The following is a 20802-nucleotide window of genomic DNA, read 5'->3' on the forward strand; positions in this document are numbered from 1 at the left end:
CAGCCAACATGTCAGACATCGGCCGCCTCGATCTCTTCGGCAAGCTCGCGCCGCTGCCCTACCAATGCCTGGAGGGCGCCACGGCGTTCTGCAAGCTGCGGGGCAATCCCTATGTGGAGCTGGCGCACTGGCTGCATCAGATCCTGCAATGCCAGGACAGCGACGTGCACCGCATCGCCCGCCGTTTCGATCTGGACCTGCCGCGCCTGCAGGCCGACCTGACAGGGGCGCTGGACCAATTGCCGCGCGGCGCCACGTCGGTGTCCGACCTGTCGGAACATATCGACCACGCCGCCGAACGCGCGTGGATCCTGGCCTCGCTGCGCTACGGCCGCGCGCGCATACGCAGCGGCCATCTGCTGCTGGCGCTGGTCAAGACCTATGCGCTGCGCGGCGTGCTGCTCGGCATGTCGGCGCAGTTTTCACGCATCGTGCCGGACGTTCTGCTGGAAAGCTTCGCGGATGTGGTGCAGGGCTCGCCCGAGGAAGCGGGCGACCTGGCCGGCGCCGGCGCCGGCACGCCCGCGGGGCCGGCCCACGCGCCGCGCGGCCAGGCGCTGGCGCGCTACGCGGTTGACCTGACCGCGCGCGCGGCCGCCGGCGAGATCGACCCGGTGACGGGACGCGACGAGGAAATCCGGCAGATCGTCGATATCCTGATGCGGCGGCGGCAGAACAACCCGCTGCTGACGGGCGAGGCCGGGGTCGGCAAGACCGCCGTGGCCGAAGGACTGGCCTTGCGGCTGGCGTCCGGCGACGTGCCGCCGGCCTTGCGCCATGTGTCGCTCTATCAGCTGGATCTGGGCTTGCTGCAGGCCGGCGCGGGCGTAAAAGGCGAATTCGAGCAGCGCCTGCGCGCGGTGATCGACGAAGTGCAGGCAAGCGAAAAGCCCGTGGTGCTGTTCATCGACGAAATCCACACGCTGATCGGCGCGGGCGGCGCGGCGGGCACCGGCGATGCCGCCAATCTGCTCAAGCCGGCGCTCGCGCGCGGCCTGCTGCGCACGATCGGCGCCACGACCTGGTCGGAATACAAGAAGTACATCGAGAAAGACCCCGCCCTGACCCGCCGCTTCCAGGTCGTGCAGGTGAACGAGCCCGACGAAGGGCGCGCGCTCGATATGCTGCGCGGCCTGGCGGGCGTGCTGCAGCGGCATCATCGCGTGCTGCTGCTGGACGAAGCCATCGATGCCGCGGTGCGCCTGTCGCATCGCTACATTCCCGCGCGGCAGTTGCCGGACAAGGCCGTCGCCCTGCTGGACACCGCCTGCGCGCGCGTCGCCGTGAGCCAGCATGCCGTGCCGCCGGTGCTGGAAGACGCGCGGCGCCGCATCGGCATGCTGGAAACGGAACGCGAGATCGCGGAGCGCGAGGCGCGGCTGGGCGTGGGCGACGGCGCGCGCGTGAATGGCCTGGACGATAGCCTGCGCAAGGCGCGGGAAGAGGAAGCGGCGCTGGCCGCGCGGTGGGAATCGGAACGCTCGCTGAGCGCGCGTGTCGGCGAACTGCGCGAGCGCCTGGACGACCCGGCATTGCCGGACGGGCAGGCGGAGGGCCTGCGCGAAGACCTGGCGCAAGCCGCCGCAGCGCTGGCGCGGGCGCAGGGTGAAAGCCCCATGGTGCACCCTGCCGTCACCGCCGCCGCGGTGGCCGCGGTGGTCGCGGATTGGACCGGCATTCCGGTCGGCCGCATGGTGCGCGACGAAGCGCGCGCCGTGCTGGAGCTGGCCGATACGCTGGAGCGGCGCGTCATCGGCCAACGCCACGCCCTGGACGCTGTGGCAAGCCGCATCCAGACGGCGCGCGCCCGGCTGACGGCGCCCGACAAGCCGGTGGGCGTCTTCCTGTTGTGCGGTCCCAGCGGCGTGGGCAAGACCGAAACCGCCCTGGCGCTGGCGGAAACCCTGTACGGCGGCGAGCAGAACCTGATCGTCATCAACATGAGCGAGTTCCAGGAGCCGCACACCGTGTCGACGCTGAAGGGCGCGCCGCCCGGCTACGTGGGGTACGGCGAAGGCGGCGTGCTGACCGAAGCCGTGCGCCGGCGACCCTACAGCGTGGTGCTGCTCGACGAAATCGAAAAGGCCCACGCCGACGTGCACGAAATCTTCTTCCAGGTGTTCGACAAGGGCTGGATGGAAGACGGCGAAGGCCGCCACATCGATTTCCGCAACACGGTCATCCTGCTCACGTCCAATGTCGGCGCGGATCTGATCGCACGCCTGTGCCGCGATCCCGCGCTGGCGCCCGAGCCGGAAGCCCTGACCGCGGCCCTGCGCGAGCCGCTGCTCAGAACCTTCCCCGCGGCGCTGCTGGGACGGCTGACGGTGGTGCCCTATCTGCCGCTTTCCGACGCCATGCTGGCCGGCATCGTGGATCTGCAGTTCGCGCGCATCCGGCAGCGGCTGCACGACAACCACGGCATCGCGCTGGACGTGCGGCCGGCCGCCACGGCGCTGGTCGCCGCGCGCTGCACCGAAACGGAGTCGGGCGCGCGCATGGTCGACGCCATTCTCAATCACACCGTTCTGCCGCGCATCAGCCAGGCGCTGCTGACCGCGTCCACCGAGGACCGCGGCATCCGCAGCGTCGTGCTGGATGCGGCCGGCGGCGAGTTCCGCTACGAGTACGCATGATGAAAAGGTTCCGGACCTTACTGATTTTCCTGCCCGTAATCGCCGCGCTGGGCGGCTGCGCCGGTCCCACGCCGGCTGCCCGGCAGGCGCTGCAGCAAGTGCGCGACGACTACGCGGCCGGCGACTACGGCGGCGTGATCCGCGCCGTGGCCACCTCCGACGAACTGGCGCGGGCGCCGGACGCGCTGCGCGTCGAGGCGTTGAAGCTGCAGTCGTTCAGCTACTGCGCAAGCCGGTACACGCGCCTGTGCGAGGACGGCTTCGTGCGCATTCTGCGCATCGATCCCGATTTCCGGCTGGCGCCGAACGAGGCCGGCCACCCGATGTGGGGGCCGGCCTTCGAGCGGGCGCAGACGATGGCCAGGGCGAGCTGAACGCCGCGGCCTTCATGTATCACCGCTTCATGGTCCAGGACGTTATCGCATGACTTCGCAAACGCTTCACGCCGCCCGGCGCCCCTGCCCGCGCAAAGACATCGTCGCGCGCGCCGCCGCTTTGATGGGGGCGGCGGCCGTCGCCATGACGCTGGCGGCCTGCTCTTCCACGGCGCGGCAGGTGCCGGTTCCCTACGCCATCGCCATGACCGCCGATACGAAGGTCAATCCCGATGCCAACGGCCGGCCATCGCCCATCCAGGTGACGCTGTACGAGCTGAAATCGCCGGGCGCTTTCGAGTCGCGCGATTACTTCTCGCTGCAGGCCGACGCGCAGGCCGCGCTTGGCCAGGATCTTCTGGGCAGCGACCAGGTCATCCTGAAGCCCGGCCAGACCCACATCGTGCAGCGGCAGGGCAATGCCCAAGCCAGGGTCCTGGGCATCGTCGCGGGCTATCGCAATCTCGAAAACAGCCGATGGCGGCTGGTCATACCGCTGCCGGAGGCCCAGAACACCAACATCTACAAAGTCTGGCAGTTTTCCCCCAACGAAGAAAAGATCCAGATCGCCGTCGGCGCGCAGGGTCTGAGCGAGACGGACCGCGGCCGCTCGTGGTGGCCGTTCTGAAGCCGCACCGTCCGGACGCCGGCAGCCGCGCAATGCGATAGCGAAGCACACACATGGCACTGCACAACAAAGTCATCTGGTCGGAGGGGATGTTCCTGCGTCCCCAGCACTTTCAGCAATTCGAACGCTACCTGGAACATGCCGCGCGCCAACGCGCCAACGCCGGGCAGACGTTCTTCTGGGGGTTCCAGCATCTGGCCCTGGACCGCGATGCGCTGGCGCTCGGCAAGCTCGCGCTGACCGAGGCGCGCGGCGTGCTGCCCGACGGCACGCCCTTCGAGTTCTGGCAGGCGGCCGATGCCCCGCCCGCGCTCGACGTGCCGCCCGGCACGGCGGGTATGCGGGTCATGCTGGCCCTGCCGCGCGCGCGGGCAGGCGCGGGTGACATCACGTACGAAGACGACCGGGCATCGCTTGCCCGCTACGCGGTGCACGAAACGGAAGTCGAGGACAGCGGCGAAATGGGCCTGGAGCCCGCGCTGCTGCAGGTGGGCAAGCCGCGGCTGCGCCTGATGCTGGAAAGCGAGCTGGGCGACGAATGGCTGGGCCTGGGCGTGGCGCGCGTCGTCGAACGCCGCGCCGACAACCGCGTGGTGCTGGACGAACGTCATATCCCGCCCTGGCTGGCCGCGGGCGCGCATCCGGTGCTCCTGGGTTTCATTCAGGAGCTGTACGGCCTGCTCGACGCGCGCAGCGAAGCGTTGGCCCAGCGCCTGTCGCAGCCCGGCCGCGGCGGCGTGGCCGAGGTCTCGGACTTCATGCTGCTGGAAACGGTCAACCGTTACCTTGGCGCGCTATGGCACGCGCGCCAGACCCCCGCCCAACATCCCGAGCGGCTTTTTCACGACTGGATGATGCTGGCCTGCGATCTGGCGACGTACACGTCGCCGTCGCGCCGGCCGGATGTCTTTCCCGATTACGCGCACGACGACCTGCAATCGACGTTTCTTCCGCTCATGGAGGAACTGCGCCGCTCGCTGTCGGCGGTGCTCGAACAGCGGGCGCTGCAGATTCCGCTGCAGGACCGCGGGCAGGGGGTGCGCGTGGCGCAGGTGCCCGACCTGGAGCTGTTGCGCAGCGCCGGCTTCGTGCTGGCCGTGCGCGCCGACATGCCCTCGGACACGATCCGCAGCCGCTTCCCCGCGCAGGTCAAGATCGGCCCCGTCGAAAAGATCCGCGATCTCGTGCATTTGCAGCTGCCCGGCGTGACGGTGCGCGCGCTGCCGGTGGCGCCCCGCCAGATTCCCTACAGCGCGGGCCACGTGTATTTCGAGCTGGACAAGAACGGCGACTTCTGGAAGCAGCTGGAGCGCACGGGCGCGCTGGCGCTGCATCTGGCCGGCGAGTTCCCCGGACTGGCGCTGGAATTCTGGGCGCTGCGCGACTGACGCGCCGCGCGACAAGGAGAAACGCATGCATGCATCCGAAGGCGTCCTGCCCGCGGCGCCTGGCGACCCCGGCGATGGCGCCGCGGCGGGCGGCCGCCTGCGGCCGCAGGAATACGTCATCAGCGGATCGAATCCGCTGGTGGCGGCCGCCAATCCGCTTCTGGACCTGATCCCGCAAATCCGCGCCACCGCCAGCCACCCGGCGCCCGCCATGCTGCGCGAACATCTGCTGGACGAAATCCGGCAGTTCGAGCTGCGCGCCCAGCAGGCCGGCATTCCGAACGAAACGATACTGGGCGCGCGTTATTGCCTGTGCACCGCCCTGGACGAAGCGGCCGCCCTCACCCCTTGGGGCGGCAATGGCGTCTGGTCCGCGCACAGCCTGCTGGTGACCTTCCACAACGAGACCTGGGGGGGCGAGAAATTCTTCCAGTTGCTGAACCGGCTGTCGCAGAACCCCAGCCAGCATCTGGATTTGCTGGAACTGCTTTACTACTGCCTGCTGCTGGGTTTCGAGGGCCGCTATCGGGTCATCGACAACGGCCGCTCGCAACTCGAGACGCTGCGCCAGCGCCTGCTGCGGATTCTGCGTTCGGCGCGCGGCGAGTACGCCCGCGAGCTGTCGCCGCATTGGCGCGATGCGCCCGCGCAAACGCCGCTGCGCCGGCTGCCCGTGCCGTTGTGGGCCTACGGCGCGCTGGCGGCCGTGCTGGCCCTGGCCATTTTTTCCTTATTGAGCTGGCGCCTGGGCGGGCAGTCCGATGCCGCCTTTGCCGCGGTCAGCGCCATCAAGCCGCCCACTGTGCAGGTCGCCGCGCCGGCCGCGCATCGCCCCGCGCCGTCGCCGCGGCTGGCCCTGTTCCTGGCGCCCGAGATCCGCGACGGGCTGGTGACGGTGCGCGACGAAGTCGACCGCAGCGTGGTCGTCCTGCGCGGCGACGGCGCCTTCGAATCGGGCTCGGCCGATGTCCGCGGCTCGTACATGACCGTCCTGACCCGCGTGGCCGACGCCTTGCGCGAAACGCAGGGCGTGATTCTGGTGCGCGGCTATACCGACAACATCCCCATGCGCAGCGCCCGCTATCCCTCCAACTGGCACCTGTCCCAGGCGCGCGCGGATTCCGTGAAGACACTGCTGGAGCAGCGGCTGGACCGCCCCGGACGGGTACGCGCGGAAGGCCGCGGGGATGCCGACCCCATGGCGCCGAACGACACGCCGGCCGGCCGCGCGCTGAACCGGCGCGTGGAGATCACGCTGATGATTCCGCCCGTGCCGCGCGAAACCACGCTCGAGGGTGTGCAACCATGATCGGTTCGATCTTCTATCGCCTGTTCGGCTTTTTCTTCAGCCGCGGCCTGTGGAATTTCCTGGGTGTGGCGGCACTGGCCGTCCTCGTCTGGATCGCCGGCCCGCTGGTGGCCATCGGCGCCACGCGGCCGCTGCACAGCGAGACCGTGCGCATCGTCGTCATTGCCGCGCTGTTCGGCATCTGGCTGCTGCGGCTGCTGTGGCGCAAATGGCGGGAAGGCCGCTTGAACGCGCAGCTGCTCGGGCAGCTCCGGCGCCCCGCGCGGGAGCCGGCGGCCGCGCCCGCCGCGCCGGAGGACAACGGCACGCTGCGCCAATTGGAAGCGCGCTTCGACGAAGCCGTGTCGCTGCTGCGCAAGACGCGCTTTCGCGAAGGCGGCCGCTTCGGCCTGCACCGCTACGGCAAGCAGTATCTGTACCAGTTGCCTTGGTACGTCATCATCGGCGCGCCGGGCGCGGGCAAGACCACCGCGCTGGTGAATTCGGGCCTGAACTTTCCCCTGGCCGACCGCTTCGGCAAGGTCGCGCTGCGCGGGGTGGGCGGGACCCGGAATTGCGATTGGTGGTTCACCGACGACGCGGTGCTGCTGGACACCGCCGGCCGCTACACCACCCACGAAAGCGATCCCACCGGCGACGAGGAAGAATGGAAGGGCTTCCTGGGGCTGCTGTCGAAGTACCGCGGCCGCCAGCCGATAAACGGCGCCATGCTGACCGTCAGCGTCGAGGACCTGTTGGGCGCATCGGACGCCGAACGCGTGCAGCACGCCGCCGTATTGCGCCGCCGCCTGCAGGAGCTGCGCGAGCAGCTCGGCATCCAGTTCCCCGTCTACGTGCTGGTCACCAAGACGGACCTGCTGGCGGGCTTCGAGGAGTACTTCTCCAGCTTCAGCCGCGAAGACCTGGCGCAGGTCTGGGGCTTCACATTGCCCTATGCGCGCACACAGCAGCCGGACTTCGACCTGTATCAGGCCTTCCATGCGGAATACCGCCTGCTGCAGCGGCGGCTGGACGACGCCTTGCCGGAAGTGCTGGCGGCCGAGCCGGACGCGGCCCGCCGAGCCCTGGCCTACATGCTGCCGCAGCAGTTCGCCGGCCTGCAGTCGGTGCTGGGCCACTTCCTGAGCGACGTCTTCGCCTCCTCCAAGTTCGAAGCGCGGCTGTTGCCCCGCGGCGTCTATTTCACCAGCGGCACGCAGGGCGGCGAGACGTTCGACCAGGTCACCGGGCATTTGAAGCGCTATCTGCGCATCGACACCGGCACGCCGGCCGCGGACGCCGCCCCGGCGCCAGCGGAGGGCCGCAGTTATTTCCTGAAGAACCTGCTGCAACAGGTGATCTTTCCGGAAGCCGGCCTGGCAGGGCGCAACCTGCGATGGGAACGGCGCTACCGGCAGCTGCATTGGGCCGGCTACGGCATCATCACCGTACTGTTCGTTGCCCTGCTGGCCGGCTGGATCGTCAGCTACCGCAACAACAGCGCCTACATCGAGGAAGTCGCGCGCCGCGTGCCCACCGTCGAAAAACTGGGACGCGACATCAAAATCACGCAGGCGGGCGACGTGCTGGGCCTGATGCCGTTTCTGGACAGCCTCTGGTACCTGCCGCGCGACGCCAGCTTCGAGCTGGACAATCCGCCCCTGGGCTACACCTTCGGCCTGTACCAGGGCCGCAAGATGGAAGCGGCCGCGCAGGGCATCTATCGCGCCACGCTCGAGCAGACCCTGCTGCCCCAGGCCGCCCGCCGCGTCGAGGCCGCGTTGCGCAATGCGCCGGCGAACGATCTGGAGTTTTCCTACGAAGCGCTGCGCGCCTATCTGATGCTGTACGACGCCGATCGCTACGACGCCGACTTCATGCACGCCTGGCTGCTGTCCGACATGCGCAAGACCCTGCCGGAGGGCTATACCCGCAGGCAATACGAGCAGATGTCGCTGCACCTGCGCAACCTGGCCGGCGATCGCGTGCTGGCCTCGCCCTTCGCCCGCGACGACGATCTGGTCCGCAACGCGCGCGAACGCCTGGCGCGCTACACGCTGGCGCAGCGCGCCTACAGCCGCCTGCGCCGCATGCTGGCCAACGGCGAAGAAATCCCGGACCACACGGTCGTCACGCTGGCCGGCCCTCAGGCCACGTCCCTGTTCGTGCGCAAAAGCGGCAAGCCGCTGACCCAGGGCATCCCTGGCTTGTACAGCTATCACGGCTATTGGGACGTGTTCAACAAGCGGGCCGACCGGGTGGCCGAAGTGCTGCGCAGCGACGACGCGTGGGTGCTGGATATCCCGCCGCCCGGCATGCTGGACGACGCCGCGCGCCGCCAGCTGGTCGTGGACATCAAGCGCCTGTACCTGAACGACTTCGTTGCGCAGTGGGACGCCTATCTGAACGATCTGCGGCTGGCGCCCACGTCGTCCCTGCTGCAGAACATACAGATGGCGCGCACGCTGTCCGCGCCCGACTCGCCGCTGGCGCAGCTGGTGCGCGGCGTGGCCCGCGAAACGACCTTGCTGCGCGACAGCGGCACGGATGCGCGCTCGCTGATGGATCAGGCGCGTGAACGCGTCAGCAGCACCCGCGACGCGCTCGAGCAGATGTTCGGACCGGCCGGCCCGGGAGCTGCGACGCGGGCCGACGCCAGCGACGAAAAGCTGGAACGCATCGTCGACCAGCACTTCGAACCCTATCGGCGGCTGACGCAAGGCGGCGGCGCCGGCGCGCCCGCGCCCATCGCCGCCACCACGGGGCTAATCAATGAGCTGTACACCTATCTGACCGCGGCCGACGCCGCCTTGCGCAGCGCCAGCCCCGCCCCGGCTTCGGACGTGGTCACCAAGCTGCAGGCGGAAGCCGGACGCATGCCTGAACCGGTGCGGGATCTGCTCAACACGCTTTCGGTCAACGCCTCGGGCCAGGTATCCGGCGTGGCGCGCGAACGCATGGGCGAAACCGTATCGGCGACCATCGGGTTGTTCTGCCGCCAGTCGATCGCCGGCCGCTATCCCTTCGCGCCGCAATCGGCGCGCGACGTGGCGCCCAACGACATGGCGCGCCTGTTCGCGCCCAACGGCATGATGGACGATTTTTTCCAGAAGAACCTGGTCAGCCAGATCGACGTGTCGGGGCCACGCTGGCGCTTCAAGCCCGGCATCGACGGCAAGGCCGGACCCACGCCGTCCTATCTGGACGCCTTCCAGAAGGCCGGCGTCATTCGCGACGTCTATTTCACCGCGGGCAACCCCATGCCCTCGTTCCGGGTCTCCATCCGGCCGCTGGAGATGGATGCCGGCATCACGCAATTCCTGATGGACGTGGACGGCCAGACGGTGCGCTACGCGCACGGTCCGCAAATGGCGACGACGGTGCAATGGCCCGGGCCGCGCGGTTCCAACCAGGTTGCCATCGAATTGACGCCGCAGACGGGAACGGCCGGGATGACGACATCGGGGCCGTGGGCGCTGAACCGGATGCTGGACAAGGCGCAGCTCAGCCGGGGCAAGTCGCCGGAAACGACGATCGCCACCTTCGACTTCGGCGGCCGCAAGGTCGTGCTGGAGATCACCGCCAGCAGCGTGAAAAGCCCGTTTCATCTTCCCGAGATGCAAGGCTACGCATGCCCGGGGCGGACCTGATGCGTGGCGCGGGCCATGGCGGCACGGAACATCGGACAGGAACCAAGGGGATGACAACGGTGAGCGGCGCGGAGCTGAGAGGGCGGCTGGGCTGGTACGGCAAGATCCCCGCCGCGGGCGATTTCGTGCATCGGCGGCTGTCGCGCGAGCTCATCGGCTGGTGGGACCGCTGGCTGCAGCACGGCGTCGCGGCGATCAGGCAGACGGCCGGCGTCCATGCGGCGCGGGGCTTCGCCGCCGCGCCGATCTGGAACTTCGCCATCCCGGCCGGGCTGGGGGCCGGCGTGGCGCAGTTCGGCTGCATTGCTCCCAGCCGCGACCGCGTGGGACGCGGCTATCCGCTTTGCGTCGCCCTGCCGCTGCGCGAGGACGAATATCACCGCGCCCTGCTGGACGGCGCCGACCCCTACTACCGCGAAATCGGCGCCAACGTGCTGGCCGCCGTGCGCCACGGCTGCACGGCGGACGTATTCGACCGCTCCCTGATGGTCGTGACCCTGCCCAGCACGCCGCCCGCGCGCGCGCGCGCTTCGGCGGGCAGCGACATCATGGAGATCCTGAACGCCGGCCTGGAGCAGGCCCCCGCGCCCCTGACGCCGGTGTCGGCGCTTTCTGCCTGGCCCGATCTTTCCTTCTGCTTCAACCCCAGCTCGCACACCAGCTACTGGTGGACCAACCAGGCCGACGGCGCCGCGCTGCAGACCTATGTGCATGGCGGCGCGCTGAACGCCACGCTGTTCACCCGCCTGTTTTCCTCGCTGCCCACGTGGCGGCCCTGACGCGCAAGATCCGGAGTCCGAAGATGGCCTTGTTCCGCGACCCCTCGTCCTCGTCCTCGTCCTCGTCCGCCCCCCATCCGCTCGCGGCGGGATCCGAGCCGCCGCCGGGCGATGCCCCGCTCGTGCATGGCGCGCAGGAAAGGGCCCAGCCGTCGCCGGCGCCCGACGCAACGCGCCATACCCTGGAACGCCATGCGGCAACGGGGGGCATGACCCCGGACCGGGTCCGCGGCATCCTTGCCGACCTGACCGCCGGCCTGGCCGAGCTGCATCGCACCGGACGGGCCCACGGCGATATCGCGCCGGCGACGATCGCCCTGGACGAAACAGGCCAGGCGCGCCTGCTCACCCGGCCCCTGCAGCGCCCGCTCAATGCGGACGACGCGCCGCGCCGTGCGGGCTACGCGGCGTTTGAACAGTACACGGACGACCCCGATACGCCTTGCGGCCCATGGACGGATGTCTATGCGCTGTGCGCCACCGCCTGCGCGCTGATGACCGGGTCGCCCCCGCCTGCCGCGCTGGCGCGCTGCGTGATCGACGACTACGTGCCGCTGGCGCAACGGCACGGGCCGCAGGAACAGGCGTTCTGCGCCGTCATCGATCAGGGGCTGGCGCTGGATCCCCATGCGCGGCCGCGCACCGTCGAGGCGCTTGCAGAGGCTTTGCAGCTCGTCCCGCGGGGCGCGGCGGCCGTGCCGGCGGCGGCGGTGGTGCCAGCGGCGGCGGCGCCCGCGGCGGCGGTGGCGCCAACGGCGGCGGCGGTGCCCGCGGCGGCAGCGCCCTCCGCCGCCCATGCGCCAACGGCATCGCCCGCCGCGATGGCGCAATCCGCAACGGTCGCAGTTGCGCCGGACCGCCCGGTTTCCCCCGCCGCCCGCGCCATCCCCGTCGCGATGGCGCTTGCCGACCCCGCCGGCGCGCCAGGCAACGGCGATGGCGATGTCGGCGTGGCGCGCGCGCAGCGTTTCGGGACAGGGACAGGCGGCCCCGAAGGCGGCAAGCGGCCAGCGCTTCTGGCGGCGCTGGCGGTCGCCGCCGCGGCCGCGCTCGCCTTCTACGTCTGGCTGCGCCACACGCCCGATACGCCGGCGCCTATCGTGGCGGCCACGGAAACCCGCGCGGATGCGGGGCCGCGCGCGCCAGCACCGGACGCCATGCAAGCGCCGGCGGCGATGGCCGAGGGCCGGATCGGCGCAGATGCGACCGACTCGCCCGGCGCCGCCGGCCCCGCCGAGCGGGTGACCTCTGCGACGCAGGCGCCGCCGGTCTCGGCGCCGGGAACCGTGGAAGGCGCCTCCATCGCCGCCAATGCGCCTCCGTCGGCCTCGCCCGGTCCAATGGCCGCGACGCCGGCTTCCCAAGGGCCCGCGGCCGCAGACCTGAACCCCACGAATCCCGCCAATCCCCCCCATCTCGCCAATCCCGCGCCGCCCATGCAAACCGCTTCCGCCGGCGCCCCGGCCGAGTCGGGAATCCCCAGCCCGGCCCCGGCCCCGACCGCCACTTCGCCCGCGAAGCTTTCTCAAACGGCCGGCGCGCCGGCCGCCCGGCCCCCGTCCAAAACCCCGGTAGCCGTATCCGTCTCCATCCGGCCGTGGGGCGAGATCCTGGTCGATGGCCGCTCGCGCGGCGTCAGCCCGCCCTTGAACAGCCTATCGCTCCCCCCCGGCGAGCATCGCATCACGCTGCGCAACAACGCCAACCCGGACTTCCACATGACCCTGACCGTCAAGCCCGGACAGCCCGCGTCGATATCGCACACGTTCCAATAGCGCGATCGGCGGGCGCGATAGGCATGCGCCGCAGCGGCATCCGGATATCGCCCGCGCCTCGTTGACGATGATTGACCGGGCGCAAACAAAAAAAGCCCCGCAATGCGGGGCTCATCATCCTTCCGACAAAGCGCGGCGGCGTCTGCCGCTGGCGCGAGCGAACGCGATCGCCCGCCGGTGCTTACACACCTTGGAAAGGCTGGTTGTTCAGATCGCCGAACGCGATGCTGGTCGAGGTATTGCCGCGGTCGATGTCCGCCACGACTTGCGCGCGGGTGACGCCGCTGTCCGCCTGGGCGGTGAACGGCACGTTGTCGATGTCGCCGTTGTTGCCGGCGAGACCGGCGGCGCGCGCCTGTTGCAGCTCGGCGATCACCTGGTCGCGGCTGACGCCGCTATCGGCCTGGCCGTACACGCCCTGGAACGGAACATTGTTCGGCTCGCTGTTGGCGGCCTGGGCGGCGCCGATGGCGGCAAAGGAAAGGACGACGGCGGAAATGATGGTCTTGGCTTGCATGGCAGTACTCCTTAGTCCTGTTGATGGTCGGGACGGACACCGCGAAGGGGAGGGAGAGGGGTTTCGCGATGTCCGTTGCTGTTCCCGATGGACTGCATTCTGCGCCGCCAAGCCCTAGGGATAAACCCTAGGAATACGAAATGATATTTCCATTGAAATGAATAATCGGCCCGGCATAGGTCGCGTCTATCGGGCCGATAGATAGAATGCGGCTGGGTGCCCGGCGGGCCCGGCGCCCCGGGCGGGGACGCCTGCGGCAAGCCAGCGGCGGTACCGCCGTGTCAGGCGCCGCCCGCCCGGCGCGCCTCGCCCGTCCAGGCGCCCTCCTGCCCCATCGCGGCGTCCTCGCCGGCCTCGGCCTGCACCGCGAATCCGGGCGCGGCATCGCCTTCGTTCGCGGGGGCGGGGTCGGCCCCGGCCGCCGGCTCCGGCCCGGCGGGACGCGGAGGCTCCACCACGTCGGGCTGCGGCTCCACCATGCGCAGGGTCTGGTCGACGTCCGGATCCACCCGCGGGTCGAGCGTCGCGACAGCGGCGGGCGAGCTTTGCAGCGTGTCCGGCATGGCGACGAAATGCACTGGCGCCTCTTCCACCTGGTGTTCGTGCGTCACGCGCATCGGGCGCACCGTCAGGACCAGCACCAGCGCGCAGCCCGAGATGAATACGTAGTACATGTTCGGCCCGGCCAGCGACATCATGCCGCCGGCGATCAAGGGGCCGATGCAGGCGCCGATGCCGTAGGCCATCAACAGGATCGCGCTGAGCCCGACCCGGCGCTCGGGTTCCATGTGGTCGTTGGCGAACGCCGCGCCCAGCGGATACAGCGTGAACTGCAGCACGCCGAACACGCAGGACAGCAGCAGCATCAGCGCGAAGGGCAAGGCGATCCAGCCCCACATCAGGACGGGCAGCACCGTCAGCAGGGCCGCATTGAAACGGATCAGCCCGGCCCGGTTCACGCGATCGGACAGCCAGCCCATGGGGAACTGCGACAGCAGGCCCGCCGTGACGGTCGCGGCAACGAAAACGGCGACCTCGGCATTGGAAAACCCGTGCCGCGCGGCATACACCGGCGCGAGCCCATAGAATCCGCCCGACAACATGCCGGCCACGAACAGCACGGTGAGCGAGAGCGGCACGCGGCGGGCGAAGAACTTCAGGTCCAGCGGCGCGGGCACCGGCGTGGCGGGGTGCGATCGGGCCGTGAGCGCGATGGGAACCAGGCACAGAATCTGGAACACCGCCACCAGCGTCAGGGGCCGCAGATCCAGCGTCGGAAACAGCGTCAGGCACAGCTGCCCCAGCACCGTCCCCAGGCCGGACACCAGCATGTACACGGAAAAGACCCGCCCGCGCAGCCGGTTCTCCGTCTGCTCGTTCAGCCAGCTTTCGATCACCATGAACTGCGTCACCATCGCCACGCCGGCAATGATGCGGAACGCCAGCCACAAGGGCAGCAGTTCCAGCGACGCCTGGGCCAGCACCATCACGGCGGCGATGGCGGCGCAGGCAACGAAGGCGCGGATGTGGCCCACGCGGATCAGCAGCCGGTGCCCCAGCCGCGCGCCGCAGACCAGACCCAGGTAATAGCCGGCGATCAGCAGGCCCACCCAGAAGGCGCTGACGGACTGGGCGGTGAGCCGCAGCCCCATGAAGGTATTGAATAGGCCGGTACCGCACAACATCAGCAGCGCGGCGGCATACAGCGAGGAAAACGACGAGATGGTGGCGTACATGGTGCCAGGAGAAAGGCGAGAGCCGCGCGAGGCGGCTCTCCGATGGCGATACTCAATAAAGCGGGGAACGCGGCGTCAGCATTGCGCCAGCATGGTTTGGGCGTCGCTGACCTCGAATTTGCCCGGGGCCTCGATATTGAGTTTCTTGACGACGCCGTCTTCCAGCACCATGGCGTAGCGCTGCGAACGCACGCCCATGCCGCGCGCGTTCAGGTCCAGCTCCAGGCCCAGCGCCTTGGTCCAGGTGGCCGAGCCGTCGGCCAGCATGCGGACCTTGCCGGCGCTCTTCTGCTCGCGGCCCCACGCGCCCATGACGAAGGCGTCGTTCACCGCAACGCACCAGATTTCGTCCACGCCCTTGGCCTTGAAGGCGTCGGCGTTTTCGACGAAGCCGGGCAGGTGCTTGGCGGAGCACGTCGGCGTGAAGGCGCCCGGCACGGCGAACACCACGATTTTCTTGCCCTTGACCAGGTCGGCCACCTGGAAGCTGTTGGGGCCCAGGGTGCAGCCCTCGGCCTCGATTTCGATGAATTCGGTCAGGGTGCCGTCCGGAACCCGGTCGCCGACTTTGATGGACATGAACGATCTCCAGTTAAGGAAGGAAAGAACCAATTTACCGCTTCAGGGAGAACTCTACCCGGTTCGGGGCGCCGTCGTCCTTGATTCCTTCGGCGGAAAGGTTGGGCGCGACCATGAAAATACGGTCCATCGGCGCGCCGTCCTGCTGCAGCTGCTCGTAGGCCGCCTGCGCGCGCGCGTCGGCCAATTCGCGCAAGGCCTCCTCCCCGACCGGCGCGGCCGCGCGCATCAGCGCTTCCATCTGGTCGGGCGGCAGCGACTTTGCGATGCCGATGAAATTGCGGGGCTTGTTCTCCATCTTGGTGTTGTCGTAGGCGGCCTCCAGGTACTTGGCCCGGTCGGCCGCCGACAACGGCGCGTCCGGATCCAGCCGGCCGCTTTTACCGGTGGCGCGCGCGCGGGCGGCGCGGATCCGTGCATCGACCCACGCCTGGCGCAGCCCGGCTTCGTCGGTGGCAGGATCGGCGCGGCCGGCGATGTCCATCTTCAAGGACGGGCGGTCGTTCAGCGCGGTGGCCAGTTTCTTCAGCTTTTCCTTCGCGTCGTCGCTCAGCGTCGCGCGGCCCGGTTCGAACGCGACATAGGACAGCTCGTCGCCCCCGCCGAAGGCGGAGGTAAGCAGACTGAACGGTGACGTCACCGCCTTGACGATGAGGTTGCCGATCACCCGCACGATGATGCCGCCCACCGAGAAATTGGGATCGTCGAGCGAACCCGACACCGGCAGGTTGATGTCGATATTGCCGTTCCTGTCTTTCAGCAATGCGACGGCGAGCATCACGGGCAAGGTAGTGGCCTGCGGGCTGTTGCTCTTGGGACCGAAGGTCAGCTGATCCAGCTGCACGCGGTTGCTGGCCTGCAGCTCGCGGTCCTTGATGCGATATTCGACGTCCAGCGAGAGCTTGCCGCGCTCGATGGGGTAGCCGACATACTTGGACGAGTAGGTGGTGAAGCGCGGCAGATCAACCCCGCGGGCCGACGCCTTGATGTCCAGCGTCAGGTATTTGGCGAAGGGCTGGACGATACCGCTGATGGAAAGCGGCGCGGTGCGATACACCCGCCCCTTGACGCTCACCTTGGCGGGCCGCGGATTGGTGGAGGACACGGCCGACACCGACCCTTCGATGGCGGAAAGCTCCGCCGTGTAGTTGGGACGGACGAATCGGTCGTTGAACGTGGCGCGGCCGTTCTTCAAGGTGACGCTGCGCACCGCGATATCAGGCATCGCGCCCTGCCTGGCTGGCGAAGGCGGCGGCGCCGCGCGGCTCTGGGTGTCCTGGGTGATGGAACCGCCCGCCTTGCCGGGCTCGGCGATCAGGTCGAGCACATTCAGCCGGCCCTGCGCATTCAGCAGCACGTTGCCGTAGAAGTTGTCCAGCGTCACGTCTCCCAGATCGATGTCGGGCTTGCTGCCCGCCAGCGAGATCGCCATGTTGCGCAGGCTCAGCGTTTTCCAGGCCAGAAAATCGGCGCGGTTGACGCGATCCTGAAGATTCAGGTCCGACACGTCCACCCCGCCCTTCCACGACACCTTCATCGGGGAAGCGCCCTGGGCGGCGGCGAAATCCACGTCGCCCTTGGCGCCAACGCGGACGGACCGCACGGTGGCGTTCAGGCTCGACGCCGCGTACGGCGCCAACTGCGCGACATTCAGATTGGAAAGGTCGACGCGGGCCTTCACCCCGAGCGGCTGCAGGGTGAAGCTGCCTTGCGACGACAGGGCGCCTTCGCCCAGGATGCCCGTGCCGCGCAGATCGAACTTCGATGCGCCGGGACCCAGCGCGAAGCGATCGACGCTGGCCGACAAGGTCTTCAGCGCGACGGTCACGGACGGCTTCAGGGACTCGTCCCTGGCCGAGACATCGGCCAGGTCGAGCTTCACCCCCGTGGCCTGGAAGGCATAAACGCCATTGCGGTCGGTCACGTCGATCCTGGCCGACGCCCCTGCCCGCCCCGCCAGCAAGGTCACCGGCGCGGCCTGTCGCACGGCATTGGCAAATGGCGCAAGCGGCAGCTGCGCTGCCTTCACATCCAGGTTCAATGCCAGCGGCTGCAGGATGACGCCGCCGGACGCCTGCAGCGTCGCGCCGTCGGGATTCTCCATGCCCAGCTGCATGGCGATGGGCTGGTCCTTGGGCTGCGGCAGCTGGACGTGCGTGATCGCCACGGCGAGCTTTTCCAGCGTGTAATCGGTGCCCGTGGGCGCGTCTCGCAAGCGGACCTGCCCATTGACCACGGATACCTTGTCCACATTGACGCGCCACGGATCGGCCGCCACGGCGGCTGCCGTGGGAGGCGCCGCGGGTGCCCCGGGCGTTGCAGATGTTGCAGGCGCCGCAGTCGTTGCGGGCGTCGCAGTCGTTGCAGGCGTCGCGGTCGTTGCGGGCGTCGCAGTCGTTGCAGGCGTCGCGGTCGTTGCGGGCGTCGCGGGTGTTGCGGGGGCCGTCGACGTCGCGCGGGTTGTGGGTGTTGCAGGCGCCGGGGACGTCGCGGACGTCGCGGACGTCGCGGACGTCGCGGACGTCGCGGATGCAGGCGCGGCCGATTTCTCTGCCGCGGCGGGGGCTGCCGCAGGCGCCGCGCCACCCGAGCCGTCGGTGGCGATTCTGGGCGCCGCGGCGGTCTTGACCGTTGACACCGTGGCCGGCCCGTCGGTGCTCGCCCCGGCGCCCAGCCGCTGCAGCTTGTCGATGACGTCCAGCCAGTTGATGCGCTGGTCGGCATAGCGCTGCGTCTGGATGCGCGGGTCAACCCATTCGACTTCGCCGACCTGCACCTGGCGGTCCAGCGGCAGCGCATCGATGCCGCGCACGTTCAGCGCTTGCCACGCGGCCAGGTTTTCGCCGGAGGCCTCGCGCACGTCGATATCCCGCAGCGTCACGCCGCCCGTCACGCGCAGCTTCGGCGCCGCGTCCCTGGGCTGCTCGAACGCGATGCGCAGGTCGGAATCCAGCATGCCGTGCGCCAGCTTGACCGGCAGCGGCACGCCCCAGGCGTCGGCCCACTTTTCCAGGTCCAGGCCGGAAAAGACGACATCCAGCGTGGACGACGGCACCACGTCGAACGGCCGCGCCGTGCCGTTCAAGTCGAATGGGCTGCCATTGATGCGCGCATGGAACTTGGGCAGCACGTCGATATCCGTCGCGTAGCCGAAGTTCGAAATGAACGGCACGCCCAGGGCGATTTCGTCGATGACCTGCTTGCGGCCCGTGACCTGGTCGTCCAGGGTGATGGCGCCGTTCTCCAGCCGCATATTGTTGAGCGAGAACCGGGGCAGTCCCTTGTCCTCTTCCTTGGGCTCGGGCTGCGGCTCGGACGCCGCCATGGAGGCAAGCTTTTCCTGCACATCGGAGAAATTGAAATGCGCGCGGGCGTCGCGCACCAGGGCCAGCCGCGGCTCGCGCAGGATCAGGAAATCCACCACCGGCGCGAACCGGTACAAAGACTTCCACGATGCGCTGACATCGGCTTGAGCCAGGGAAAACAAGGGCTGCGCCCCGCCCGGCTGCGCAATGGACAAGTCATGCGCCCGCAACGTAAGCGTGAACGGATTGAAGGTGATCTTGCCGACCTGGACCTCTCGGCCCAGCATTCCCGCCACATCGCGCGTCAGGGCGCGCCGCGTGAATTCGGGAACCTGCCATGCCGCCAGCGCCATCAGCAGGACTATGCATCCCACTACATACCCCGTTATCCGCAAAAGACGCCGCGTGATTCGGATACGGGGCAAACGCAAGGGCATCGAGGGACCTCCTATCAAAGTTGGCGGCATTATCGCCCCCGCGCCTGGTGGCGTCCATTATCATAGGCGCGCCGCAAGGCCCTGATGGCGGCGGTTGGCGTCGCGGCGCATCATGAATTACGGGGTGGCCGCGATTTCGTTTCAAATCTTGAACAGGCCCGGCGCACGGGCGCATCAGCATGCCGAATCCGCTTCCCGCCTTGAGCCATCTCGATGAATCGGGCCAGGTCCGCATGGTCGACGTCGGCGGCAAGACCGTCACCGCCCGCGTCGCCATCGCCGCCGCCCGGGTACGCATGAACGCCACCGCCTACGGCCTGCTGACGCAGCCGGGGCAGGGCAAGGGCGAAGTGTTGAACACCGCGCGCGTGGCCGGCATGCTGGCCGCCAAGCGTTGCGCGGAATTGATCCCCCTGTGCCACAGCCTGCCGCTGTCTTTCGTGGGCGTGGACTTCGCCCTGGACGACGCCGCGCACAGCATCGATATCCGCGCGACCTGCCGCACCGATTTCCGCACCGGCGTGGAAATGGAAGCCATGACCGCCTGCAGCGTCGCTGCGCTGACCATCTACGACATGTGCAAGGCGGCCGACAAGGGCATCGTCATCGAGCAGGTGCGCCTGGAATACAAGGCCGGCGGAAAAAGCGGGGAATGGCACGCCCAGCCCTGAAGGGCCGGATGCCGGGATCCGCGAGCGCGGGGCGCACGGCGAACCCGCGCAATACCGTTTCGCGGCCCTGCGCTTCAGCATCGCGCACTGCCCGACGGAGTAGAATGCTTCAGTTCCGCCGGCGCCGCCCTCATGGCTGGCGCAGCGCTTGCACCGCCGGCGCGAGGCCCTGGCCGCGCGTGCGCCGACGGCGCCGAAGCGGCGTGCGGATTGAATTCTGGCCCACGTCCCAGGGGTGCGCGGTGAGCGGATCGAACATAGAACCCGGCCTGAATCCGGCCATCAACATTCTGTACTTTGCGCGCGTCGCCGAACTGACCGGCCGCCGTGCCGAGCCCTGGCCGCTGCAAGGCGCCACCATCACGGGCCACGCGCTGCTGGACAGCCTGGAGCGGCGCTACCCGCAGCTGGCGCCCGCCACGCGGCTGAAACTGGCGGTCAACCAGACGCACGCCAAGCCCGGCGTCACCATCCGCGCGGGGGACGAAGTGGCCGTTTTCGAACCCGTTACCGGAGGCTGAGGCCATGGTCGTCGTACAGGAAGCCGACTTCGACGCGGCGGCCCTGATGGCCGAATTGCGCCGGCGCGCCGGTCCCGCCGCGGGCGCGATCGTCACCTTCACCGGCTACGTTCGCGATTTCTCCCCAGAGGAAGCAACCGAAACGCTGTTCCTCGAGCACTATCCCGGCATGTGCGAACGCGAGCTCGAGGCCATCGGCGTGCAGGCCATGTCGCGCTGGCAGGTCATCGATTTCGTCATCGCGCACCGTGTCGGCGCGCTCTCGCGCAACGCGCAGATCGTCTTTGTCGGCGCGGCCAGCGCCCACCGCGGCGATGCCTTCCGGGCCTGTGAATACATCATCGACGCGCTGAAGACGCGCGCGCCATTCTGGAAGCGCGAAACGCTGGCCAGCGGACGCAGCTTCTGGGTCGAACAACGTCAATCCGACCAGGACAGGACCGATTCGTGGGACGCCGGCGCCGCCGGCTGATTCATGGAGACCCGGCACGGCCGGCAATTCGTGGGACGCCGGGGCG

15 protein-coding genes are annotated in these 20802 nt (G+C 69.0%); 11 read left to right on the forward strand and 4 right to left on the reverse strand.

Translation table 11 applies throughout. The features are described from left to right. Window positions 1–8 precede the first annotated feature (8 nt). Genes tssH through CAL13_RS21285 form a run of 8 tightly spaced genes read left to right on the forward strand, consistent with a single transcriptional unit; the run spans window position 9 to window position 12518 of the window. Window positions 9–2636: a type VI secretion system ATPase TssH gene (gene tssH / locus CAL13_RS17640; protein ID WP_086073096.1), complete on the forward strand. Its 2628-nt coding sequence runs from the start codon at window positions 9–11 to the stop codon at window positions 2634–2636. Next, window positions 2633–3010, forward strand: coding sequence for a TssQ family T6SS-associated lipoprotein (locus CAL13_RS17645; protein WP_157664513.1), 378 nt, complete (start codon window positions 2633–2635; stop codon window positions 3008–3010). The genes tssH and CAL13_RS17645 overlap by 4 nt, the downstream gene beginning before the upstream one ends. Window positions 3011–3059: 49 nt before the next feature. Then, window positions 3060–3638, forward strand: coding sequence for a type VI secretion system lipoprotein TssJ (gene tssJ, locus CAL13_RS17650; RefSeq protein WP_086058537.1), 579 nt, complete (start codon window positions 3060–3062; stop codon window positions 3636–3638). 53 nt (window positions 3639–3691) lie between these two features. After that, complete coding sequence (gene tssK / locus CAL13_RS17655; protein ID WP_086073097.1) at window positions 3692–5026, forward strand: type VI secretion system baseplate subunit TssK; 1335 nt, start codon at window positions 3692–3694, stop codon at window positions 5024–5026. 25 nt (window positions 5027–5051) lie between these two features. Then, window positions 5052–6335, forward strand: coding sequence for a DotU family type VI secretion system protein (locus CAL13_RS17660; protein WP_086058539.1), 1284 nt, complete (start codon window positions 5052–5054; stop codon window positions 6333–6335). 8 nt (window positions 6336–6343) lie between these two features. Further along, window positions 6344–9964 carry a type VI secretion system membrane subunit TssM gene (gene tssM / locus CAL13_RS17665; RefSeq protein ID WP_086073712.1) on the forward strand — a complete coding sequence of 1207 codons (3621 nt, stop codon included), beginning with the start codon at window positions 6344–6346 and terminating at the stop codon, window positions 9962–9964. A 50-nt stretch (window positions 9965–10014) separates the two neighbouring features. Continuing rightward, entirely contained in the window at window positions 10015–10743 is a 729-nt protein-coding gene (gene tagF, locus CAL13_RS17670) for a type VI secretion system-associated protein TagF (RefSeq protein WP_086073713.1), read from the forward strand. 23 nt (window positions 10744–10766) lie between these two features. Beyond that, a complete protein-coding gene (locus CAL13_RS21285; RefSeq protein ID WP_157664894.1) occupies window positions 10767–12518 on the forward strand; it encodes a hypothetical protein in 1752 nt (583 codons plus the stop codon). Between the two features lie 181 nt (window positions 12519–12699). On the opposite strand, the gene CAL13_RS17685 is transcribed toward CAL13_RS21285, so the two are convergent. The 4 genes from CAL13_RS17685 to CAL13_RS17700 form a co-directional block, all read right to left on the reverse strand. Beyond that, window positions 12700–13035: a DUF4148 domain-containing protein gene (locus CAL13_RS17685; protein ID WP_086058541.1), complete on the reverse strand. Its 336-nt coding sequence runs from the start codon at window positions 13033–13035 to the stop codon at window positions 12700–12702. A 281-nt stretch (window positions 13036–13316) separates the two neighbouring features. Beyond that, window positions 13317–14771, reverse strand: a complete 1455-nt coding sequence (locus CAL13_RS17690) for an MFS transporter (protein ID WP_086073100.1) — start codon at window positions 14769–14771, stop codon at window positions 13317–13319. A gap of 75 nt (window positions 14772–14846) precedes the next feature. Next, entirely contained in the window at window positions 14847–15350 is a 504-nt protein-coding gene (locus tag CAL13_RS17695; RefSeq protein WP_086058543.1) for a peroxiredoxin, read from the reverse strand. Between the two features lie 34 nt (window positions 15351–15384). Next, window positions 15385–19092 carry a DUF748 domain-containing protein gene (locus tag CAL13_RS17700; RefSeq protein ID WP_086073101.1) on the reverse strand — a complete coding sequence of 1236 codons (3708 nt, stop codon included), beginning with the start codon at window positions 19090–19092 and terminating at the stop codon, window positions 15385–15387. Window positions 19093–19271: 179 nt separating this feature from the next. On the opposite strand from CAL13_RS17700, the gene moaC reads away from it, so the two are divergent. The 3 genes from moaC to CAL13_RS17715 all read left to right on the forward strand — a co-directional run bounded on the left by moaC (window position 19272) and on the right by CAL13_RS17715 (window position 20756). Next, window positions 19272–19763, forward strand: a complete 492-nt coding sequence (gene moaC, locus CAL13_RS17705) for a cyclic pyranopterin monophosphate synthase MoaC (RefSeq protein ID WP_086058545.1) — start codon at window positions 19272–19274, stop codon at window positions 19761–19763. Between the two features lie 269 nt (window positions 19764–20032). Beyond that, entirely contained in the window at window positions 20033–20284 is a 252-nt protein-coding gene (locus CAL13_RS21560; protein WP_232462636.1) for a MoaD/ThiS family protein, read from the forward strand. A gap of 4 nt (window positions 20285–20288) precedes the next feature. Next, the gene (locus CAL13_RS17715) at window positions 20289–20756 is read left to right on the forward strand and encodes a molybdenum cofactor biosynthesis protein MoaE (RefSeq protein ID WP_086058547.1); all 468 of its coding nucleotides are present in this window, start codon (window positions 20289–20291) and stop codon (window positions 20754–20756) included. Window positions 20757–20802: the final 46 nt, after the last annotated feature.

The sequence above is a fragment of the Bordetella genomosp. 9 genome (assembly GCF_002119725.1).
Classification (GTDB): Bacteria; Pseudomonadota; Gammaproteobacteria; order Burkholderiales; family Burkholderiaceae_B; genus Bordetella_C.